The organism is Lentzea sp. NPDC060358, assembly GCF_042725365.1.
Lineage (GTDB): Bacteria > Actinomycetota > Actinomycetes > Mycobacteriales > Pseudonocardiaceae > Lentzea.
This window is the reverse complement of the sequence record NZ_JBHXCW010000316.1, coordinates 1-7,573: the sequence shown is the minus strand read 5'-3', so window position 1 is coordinate 7,573 and position 7,573 is coordinate 1. Positions and strand designations below refer to the sequence as shown.

General features: G+C 69.0%; 8 protein-coding genes. 3 read left to right on the top strand and 5 right to left on the bottom strand.

Annotation, left to right across the window (positions count from 1 at the left end; all coding sequences use genetic code 11):
- Nucleotides 1–355 precede the first annotated feature (355 nt).
- Nucleotides 356–586: a PspC domain-containing protein gene (locus ACFWGZ_RS37505; protein ID WP_382456342.1), complete on the top strand. Its 231-nt coding sequence runs from the start codon at nt 356–358 to the stop codon at nt 584–586.
- Nucleotides 587–598: 12 nt separating this feature from the next.
- Here the strand turns inward: ACFWGZ_RS37505 and ACFWGZ_RS37500 are convergent, their stop codons facing one another.
- The 5 genes from ACFWGZ_RS37500 to ACFWGZ_RS37480 form a co-directional block, all read right to left on the bottom strand.
- Nucleotides 599–1,966 (bottom strand): beta-N-acetylhexosaminidase, encoded by a 1,368-nt coding sequence (locus ACFWGZ_RS37500; protein WP_382456341.1) that lies wholly within the window; start codon nt 1,964–1,966, stop codon nt 599–601.
- On the bottom strand, nt 1,963–2,796 hold the full coding sequence (locus tag ACFWGZ_RS37495) for a carbohydrate ABC transporter permease (protein WP_382456340.1): 834 nt from the start codon (nt 2,794–2,796) through the stop codon (nt 1,963–1,965). Before ACFWGZ_RS37495 ends, ACFWGZ_RS37500 begins: the two co-directional genes overlap by 4 nt.
- A complete protein-coding gene (locus ACFWGZ_RS37490) occupies nt 2,793–3,677 on the bottom strand; it encodes a carbohydrate ABC transporter permease (protein WP_382456339.1) in 885 nt (294 codons plus the stop codon). The genes ACFWGZ_RS37495 and ACFWGZ_RS37490 overlap by 4 nt, the downstream gene beginning before the upstream one ends.
- A 2-nt stretch (nt 3,678–3,679) precedes the next feature.
- Complete coding sequence (locus tag ACFWGZ_RS37485) at nt 3,680–4,957, bottom strand: extracellular solute-binding protein (protein ID WP_382456338.1); 1,278 nt, start codon at nt 4,955–4,957, stop codon at nt 3,680–3,682.
- An 82-nt stretch (nt 4,958–5,039) separates the two neighbouring features.
- Nucleotides 5,040–5,699 carry a copper homeostasis protein CutC gene (locus tag ACFWGZ_RS37480; RefSeq protein ID WP_382456337.1) on the bottom strand — a complete coding sequence of 220 codons (660 nt, stop codon included), beginning with the start codon at nt 5,697–5,699 and terminating at the stop codon, nt 5,040–5,042.
- 362 nt (nt 5,700–6,061) lie between these two features.
- Between ACFWGZ_RS37480 and ACFWGZ_RS37475 the strand changes: the two genes are divergently transcribed.
- Nucleotides 6,062–6,667: an RNA polymerase sigma factor gene (locus ACFWGZ_RS37475; protein ID WP_382456336.1), complete on the top strand. Its 606-nt coding sequence runs from the start codon at nt 6,062–6,064 to the stop codon at nt 6,665–6,667.
- 59 nt (nt 6,668–6,726) lie between these two features.
- Nucleotides 6,727–7,149 carry a carboxypeptidase regulatory-like domain-containing protein gene (locus ACFWGZ_RS37470; RefSeq protein ID WP_382416424.1) on the top strand — a complete coding sequence of 141 codons (423 nt, stop codon included), beginning with the start codon at nt 6,727–6,729 and terminating at the stop codon, nt 7,147–7,149.
- The last annotated feature ends 424 nt before the right edge of the window (nt 7,150–7,573 follow it).

The following is a 7,573-nucleotide window of genomic DNA, read 5'->3' as shown; positions in this document are numbered from 1 at the left end:
GGTGTCAACTCGACACGCTTTTCGTCGAGTTGACACCCCTGCCTGGTTGTGGCTCGCTCTGGCCCGGCTGGGGACGGGACCCACCCCACCCGAACCGCACCACCTACGCAACGCGCAGCCGCCCAACACAAACAGGCGTGCCATCAACCCGCCGAGGGCGCTGGGGGGTCTTTGATCAGCTGGCGGGGTCCGGGGCAGAGCCCCGCGCACGAAACAGGACACGCACGCACCAACGCGACCACCCACCCAGGCCACGCCCAGAGCAAGACCACCCCTGAGACCCGCCCCCGGGATCAGGGTCCGGTTAGGGGTGGTCACCGATGTGCGGGCCCGCGAAAACGACGACTCTTGAGCCATGACGAACAACGTGCTCAACGAAGCCACCGACCAGGTCAAGAAGCTCCGTCGCAGTCGCAGCGACAAGATGCTCGCCGGTGTCTGCGGCGGCGTCGCCAAGATGATCGGCGTGGACGCCGCGATCCTGCGGATCATCCTCGTGGCGGCGACGCTGCTCGGGTTCGGCACCGGAGCGATCCTCTACGCCGCCGCCTGGATCCTCATGCCCGAGGAAGAGCCGGCGATGTGATCCCGGAGATGGTCACCGTGGAAAACCAGGCACACCAGGGAGCCGCTGCCACGGGTGGGGTCCGGTGAGGGGCCGGTACTCCACCCCCAGGGCGTCGAGCCGCGGCAGGTGGTGCTCCCGGAGCCGGTGCAGGAACTCCGGGTCCTTCTCCGCCGGGGACCACACGACCTCGGCGAACGCGGCCAGCCTCGGGAACGCCGCGTAGTCCACCCGCCGGGCCGAGTCGAGGTGCTCGGTCCAGATGTTCGCCTGGGCGCCCAGCAGCCTTCCCGGCTCGTCTCCCGTGAGCCCGGCAGGCACCGGTTCCCACGCGTAGACGTCCTCCAGCGTCGTGACCGTCCCGACCGGGATCGGTTCGTCGGGCGAGTCCGACTGCCGGTAGTCCAGGTACACGAACTCCTCGGGGCACATCACCACGTCGAGCCCGTCGCGCAGCGCCGTGAGGCCGCCTTCGACCCCGCGCCACGACGCGACGACCGTGCTCGCGGGCAGCGGCCCCGAGTCCAGGACCTCGTCCCACCCGTAGGGCCGCCTTCCGGCCAGCACCAGGTGTTCCGCGATCGCCCGCACCAGTTCGCCGTCGTGACCCGGCGCTTCATCGCCGCCGAGCCCGATCACCTCGGACGGGAACACGTCCACCAGTTCGTCGAACACGTTCCGGTAGAAGTCCGTTGTGGACTCCCCCGTGTTGAGCACGCGTTCGTTGACGCCCCAGTCGGTCCACACGCCGCCGCCGTGCACGCCCAGTTCCGGGTAGGCCGCGATCGCCGCCTGCGAGTGGCCGGGGATGTCGATCTCCGGGACGACGGTGACGTGCCGCGCCCGTGCGAACTCGACGATCTCCCGCAGGTCGTCCTGCGTGTAGAACCCGCCGTGCGGACGGCCTTTCAGCCCGCCGGAGCGCCGGTCGCCGAACCGCGAGTCCTCCCGCCACGACCCGACCTCGGTGAGCCTCGGGTAGCGCTCGACCTCGAAGCGCCAGCCCTGGTCGTCGGTGAGGTGCAGGTGCAGGACGTTGAGCTTGTGCGCGGACAGCAGCTCGACCCACCGCAGCACCTCCCGCTTGGGCAGGAAGTGCCGCGCCACGTCGAGCATCACGCCGCGCCACGCGAACCGCGGGTGGTCGACGACCTCGCACGCCGGGATGACGGCCGGTTTCTCCCCGGCCGCCCGGAACGCCTGCGGCCCGAGCAGCTGCCGCAACGTCTGCAGCGCGTTCATCTCGCCCTCGGCGTCGTGGGCCTCGATCAGCACGCCGTCGTCGGACGAGATCAGCCGGTAGCCACCGGGCGGGCCGTCGACGAGGACCGTGTCCCAGCCCCTGTACTCGCAGAGCCGCCCACCGTCCACGTAGGACACCGGGCGCGGCAGCAGGTTCATCCCTTCACCGCCCCGGCGAGCCCGGAGACGAGCCGGCGCTGCACGAGCACGAAGAAGATCAGCACGGGAATGGTCATCAGGGTGGAGCCCGCCATGATCGCGCCCCAATCGTTCTGGTCGGGTTTGACGAACACCTGGAGCGCCAGCGGCAGGGTCTGGTTCTCCACGGCCGAGATGATGAACGTCTTGGCGAACAGGAAGTCGTTCCACGCGTGGATGAACGACAGCACGCTCGTCGCCACCAGGCCGGGCGCGACGAGCGGGAACAGCACCTGCCACAGGAACCGCAACCGCGAGGCGCCGTCGAGCGTGGCGGCCTCCTCCAGCTCCACCGGCACCGCGGCCACGAACCCGCGGAGCATCCAGATCGCGAACGGCAGGCTGAAAGCCAGGTGCACCAGCACGAGCGAGCCCAGGTGGTTCAGGCCGAACACCGGCACGGAGTCACCCACGGACCGCATCAGGAAGAACAGCGGCACGGTCAGCGCCTCGACCGGCACCATCTGCACGACCAGCAGCATGATCAGCAACGTCGTGCGGCTGCGGAACCGGAACCGGGTCAGCGCGGTCGCCGCGAGGAACGAGATCAGGATGCTCAGCGCCACCACGACCAGCGCGACGACCAGGCTGTTCACGAAGTAGCGCCCGAAGTTCGCGACGGTCAGCGCGCGGGTGAAGCTGTCGAGCGTCGGCCGGGTCGTCCACGGCACCGGGTCGGCCGAGATGATCTCGTCCTCCGGCTTGAACGCCGACAGCACCATCCAGAACAGCGGGAACGCGACGACGGCCGCGACGACGAGGACGAACGCCTCGGTGATCCAGCGCCTCACAGGACCTCCCCCGACCGCCGCAGCGCGCGGAGGTAGAACATCGTGATGCCGAGCAGCAGCACGGTCATCACGACACCGATGGCCGCGCCCAGCCCGTACTCCGACGCCGCGAACGCCTGCTGGTAGGCGTAGACGTTGAGCACGAGGTTGCGGCCGGCGATGCCGCCGCCGTTGGTCATCACGTAGATCTGCGTGAAGACCTTGAAGTCCCAGATGATCGACTGGATCGTCACCACGAGGATGATCGGCTTCAGCAGCGGCAGCGTGACGCTCCACGCCGTGCGCAGCGCCGACGCGCCGTCCAGCGCCGCGGCCTCCAGCACCTCGCCCGGGATCGCCTTGATGCCCGCGAACAGCGTCACCATGACGAACGGGAACGAGCACCAGATCACCTGCGCGGCGACGAGCCCGAACGCCGTCCACTTGTCGAACGTCCACGAGAAGCCCTGCAGGCCCAGGACCTCGTTGACGAACCCGAAGTTCGCGTCGAACAGGAAGAGCCAGATCGTCGAGCCGGCGACGGCGGGCGTGGACCACGCGCCGAGCGCCGCCAGGAACAACGTCATCCGCACCCACGTGCGCACGCGGGTGGCCAAGATCGCGAGGAACGCGCCCACGAGCAGAGTGCCGACCACGCAGACCGCCGCGAACCCGACGGTCTGCCCGAACACCGTCCAGAACTGCTGGTCCCCCAGCAGCTTCTGGTAGTTGCCGAGGCCCAGGAAGGTGAGCGGCGCACCACCGCTCACCTGCTCCTGGCCGTAGTCGTAGAGCGAGATGAGCACCAGCTGGTAGATCGGGTAGGCCAGCAGGCCCCCGAGCACCAGCAGCGCTGGGGCCAGGTAGGCGAACGCGGTCCGCCCCTGGCCTCGGGACGTCACGCTCACGACGTGAAGGCCGCGTTCATGGTCTTGGCGGCGTCGGCGGTGGCCGTGTCGACGTTCTTCGCGCCGGTGACGACCTCCTGGATCATCGTCGGCACCACGGTCTGCGCCTCGATCTTCGCCCACGCCGGGGTGACGGGGACGAACTTCGTGCCGGCCTGCAGGGTCTTCGTGAACGGCTCCAGGAACTTGTCGGAGTCGCTGACCTGCTTCTGCACGTCGCCGAACGTCGGCAGGTTGCCCATCGCCGCGTACATCTTCTGCTGGTACTTCTTCGACGCGAGCAGCTGCGTGAACTCGTTGGCGAGCGTCTTGCGCTGCGTGCCCTTCATGACGCCGAGCAGGTTGCCGCCGGCGAACGCGGGGGCGATCGAGCCCTTGTCCTTGCCGGGCAGCGGGACGACGCCGTACTTGCCGGCCGCGGAGGACGCGTCCACCGACTTGCGGTTGAAGTCGCCGCCGATGGTCATCGCGGCCTTGCCGGCCCTGAACGCCTCGACGCTCGCGTCACCGCCGTTGCCCGCGCAGGCGGACGGCGGGCAGATGTCGTCCTTGATCAGCTCGGTGTACTTCGCGACACCGGCCTTCGCCTCGGCGCTGTCGATCGTGGCGGTGAACTTGCCGCCGTCCTGCTTGGCGAGGTCGCCGCCCTGCGCCCAGATGAACGGCAGGGCCGCGAACAGGTACTTGCCGCCGGCCGAGATGCCGATCATCTCCGGCTTGCGCTGCCGGATCTCGCGAGCCGTGGTCGCGATCTCGTCGAGCGTCGCCGGCGGCTCGAGGCCGAGCTCGGTGAAGACGTCCGTGCGGTAGTAGAGCGCGCGGACGCCGACGAACCACGGCACGCCGTAGGTCTTGCCGTCGACCTTGGCCGTGTCGAGGATCGTCGGGACGAGGTCCTTCGACTCCTCCCAGCCGCCCAGGTCGAGCTCCGAGAAGCCACCGGCGGAGACGTAGCCCGCGAGGTCGGTGTTGCCGAACTCCGCGACGTCCGGGGCGCTCTTCGGGTCGCTGAACGCGGCCTTGAAGCGCTCCGCGCGGCTCGCCACCTGGATGTACTGCACGTCGACGGTGACGCCGCTGTGCCTGCCCTGGAACTCGGCGACGGCCTCCTTGACCACGGCCTCCTTGGGGCCGCGGTTGACCTCGTCGAACAGCCACACCCGCAGCTGCCCGGTCTGCTCGTCGGTGCCGGAACTGGCCGGCCCGGACTGCACCGGTGCGCAGGCGACCACCGCGCCCACGCCCAGCACGGCCACGAAAGTCTTCAGCCGCATCGTTGCGCCCTCCACGTTGCGTATGTTGCAACAGCTATTTCACAGGAAGCAACGTGACTGTAGAGCGGACCGGGGCAAGGGTCTAGACCAGCCGGGCGACCCAATCCCGCACGGCGGCGGCGTCCACCGGCGAATCCCAGCCGCCCGGCCGGACCGCGCCGCCGACGTGGAAGCCCGTCACGCCCGCTGCCAGCAGTTCCGCCAGGTGCCGCTGCTGCAGGCCGCCGCCGACGAGCAGCGCGGGCGGCGCCTGGCCCGTCAGCTTCTTCAGGTTCTCGATCCCGTCCTCGACACCTTTCGGACTGCCCGCGGCGAGCACCGTGTCGCACCCGAGGGCCTGCACGGTCGCCCACGAGCGGAAGACGTCGTTGGAGTTGTCGAGCGCGCGGTGGAAGGTCCAGGCACACCCCTCCAACTCCGCGAGCAGGTTCAGGGTGACGCCCTCGTCGATCTCGCCCTCGGCGTCGAGGAAGCCGAGCACGAACTCGGTGGCGCCCGCCTCCCGCAGTTCCCACGCCTGCCGGCGCAGGTGCCTGAGGTTGGCCGGCGCGAACCCCGGGGCGTCCCTGAGCATCACGCGGATCGGGAGGTCGACGGCCGCGCTCGTCTCCTTGAAGGTGGCGACCGAGGGCGTGAGCCCGTCGGAGGCCATGTCCGCGACCAGTTCGAGCCGGTGGGCGCCACCGGACTGGGCGGCCTCCGCGTCCTTCGCGTTCAGTGCGATCACTTCGAGAATCGGCATGGTCTAGACCATATCGGTGAACCTTGCCGACCCCTCGGTGTGCTTTCGCGAATCGGGAGCCGATTCGCGGTTCCGCGCGTCAGAGGCTGTATCTGCTCACCGGAGTTCCGCTCTTTCCAGGTGAGCGCTTTGCACAGGCGTGGAACCCACGCCAGCCGGTTCGAGGGGTGCCGGCTGAAGGGTTCCCACACCGGCGGCCCGTGATGCGGAGGGGGGATCACGGGCCGCTGGCATGCCCGGGAAAGATGGGTTCAGCTGGGCGTCGATGCTGCGCCGAACGAGTGAATTTCGTATCTACCGCCCAGTCAGCCCTTCATGAGTTGGCGGACGGCGCTGACAGGGCGGCCGATCGGAGGTGCTGCATGGACGAGCTGCACACGGCGGATGACCGTCCGCCGTGGGACGGGCTTGAGGGCACCGAACGACACGCGGTGTGCCTGGCAGCGGCACGCGAGGGCAACAGGAACGCGCTGGACGTCCTGGTGACCGAGCTGACCCCGCTGCTGTGGCACGTGGCCCGCGGCCAGGGCCTGGACAGGTCCGCCGCGGAGGACGTCGTGCAGACCGTGTGGCTCGCGTTCTTGAAGAACATCGAGAACATCAACGAGCCGAAAGCCCTGGTCGGCTACCTGGTCGTCACCACGAGGCGTGAAGCGCGCCGAACTTGGACACCCAACAAGCGTGAGACGCACCTGTCCGACGAGTTCGCCGAACAGCTCGAATCCGACACCGGCCTGCCAGAGGACGTGACGCTGATGGACGACCGCGACCGCCGCCTGTGGCTCGCGTTCGGCCGCCTGAACACGAGGTGCCAGGAACTGCTCCGCCTGACGGTGCTGGCGGGGCGCGCCGAGTACCGAGCGGTCGCCGAGGCACTCGCCATGCCCCACGGCAGCATCGGTCCGACCAGGGGACGGTGCCTGACACTGCTGCGCAACTACCTGGAGACGGAAGGAGGATCGCGGTGAACGACTTCGACCCGCGCGACGACCGCAGGGGCCTTGAGGACACCGCAGTCCTCTCCGAACTGAACAGGCTCGTGGACGAACTGGACCCCCCGCCCGCCGACCTCGTGGACCGCGTGAAGTTCGCGATAGCCCTGGAGTCCCTCGACGTGGAGGTGGCCCGCTGGGAACGAGCGGGCTCGTTCGCGGGCGTGCGCGGCGGCCAGACCGGCACGATCACGTTCACCGTCGACAACCTGACCCTGATGGTGAACTTCACCTCGACGGGGTCGCGGCACCGCATCGACGGCTGGCTGGTGCCCGCCGGGGAGCACGAGGTGGAGGTGCGGGTGGCCGACCACAAGTCGTCCTGCACGCGCGCGGACGACGGCGGCCGGTTCGTGCTGCCGGACGTGCCCGCGGGGACCACGCAGATCCTGGTGCACCTGGTGAACTCGCGCGGGGAGCCGGGGCGGACCGTGGTCACGCCGACGATCATGCTTTGACGGGTACCGCTGGTTCATCCGTTACCACTGGGGTTTCTGGGGTTCGTGCTGCGTCGGCCGTCGGGGGGCGGCCTGCGTTCCAGCGTGGGAGTTCGGCGTGCGTCGGTTCCTGTTCAGCGTGGTTCCGCAGGACCTTTTCCGTTCCTGTTCCAGCGTGGTCGTGCAGACCTTTTCGAATCAAGGGCGTTCATCGCCGCTCCGCGACGACAGCGATCGGGCCCACCGGCTCTGATCAGCGAAGAGGGCGGTACGGCTCGCTTCGCATCGCCCTTGGGAGGCGCCCCGAGCGCGCGAAGGGCTGACAGCGAAGGGTTCCCTGAAGAGCGCAGCTTCTCTGCGGCGCAATTACGCCCAATAATGGCGATGCGAAGCGAGCCGACCCAACCCCCGCATTTCCAAGCGACGCCGAAGGCGAGCCGTCACC

Bases quoted from the DNA above. Each gene is read 5' to 3' on its own strand.
- ACFWGZ_RS37485 (WP_382456338.1), bottom strand. From the start codon at position 4,957: ATGCGGCTGAAGACTTTCGTGGCCGTGCTGGGCGTGGGCGCGGTGGTC.
- ACFWGZ_RS37505 (WP_382456342.1), top strand. From the start codon at position 356: ATGACGAACAACGTGCTCAACGAAGCCACCGACCAGGTCAAGAAGCTC.
- ACFWGZ_RS37480 (WP_382456337.1), bottom strand. From the start codon at position 5,699: ATGCCGATTCTCGAAGTGATCGCACTGAACGCGAAGGACGCGGAGGCC.
- ACFWGZ_RS37500 (WP_382456341.1), bottom strand. From the start codon at position 1,966: ATGAACCTGCTGCCGCGCCCGGTGTCCTACGTGGACGGTGGGCGGCTC.
- ACFWGZ_RS37475 (WP_382456336.1), top strand. From the start codon at position 6,062: ATGGACGAGCTGCACACGGCGGATGACCGTCCGCCGTGGGACGGGCTT.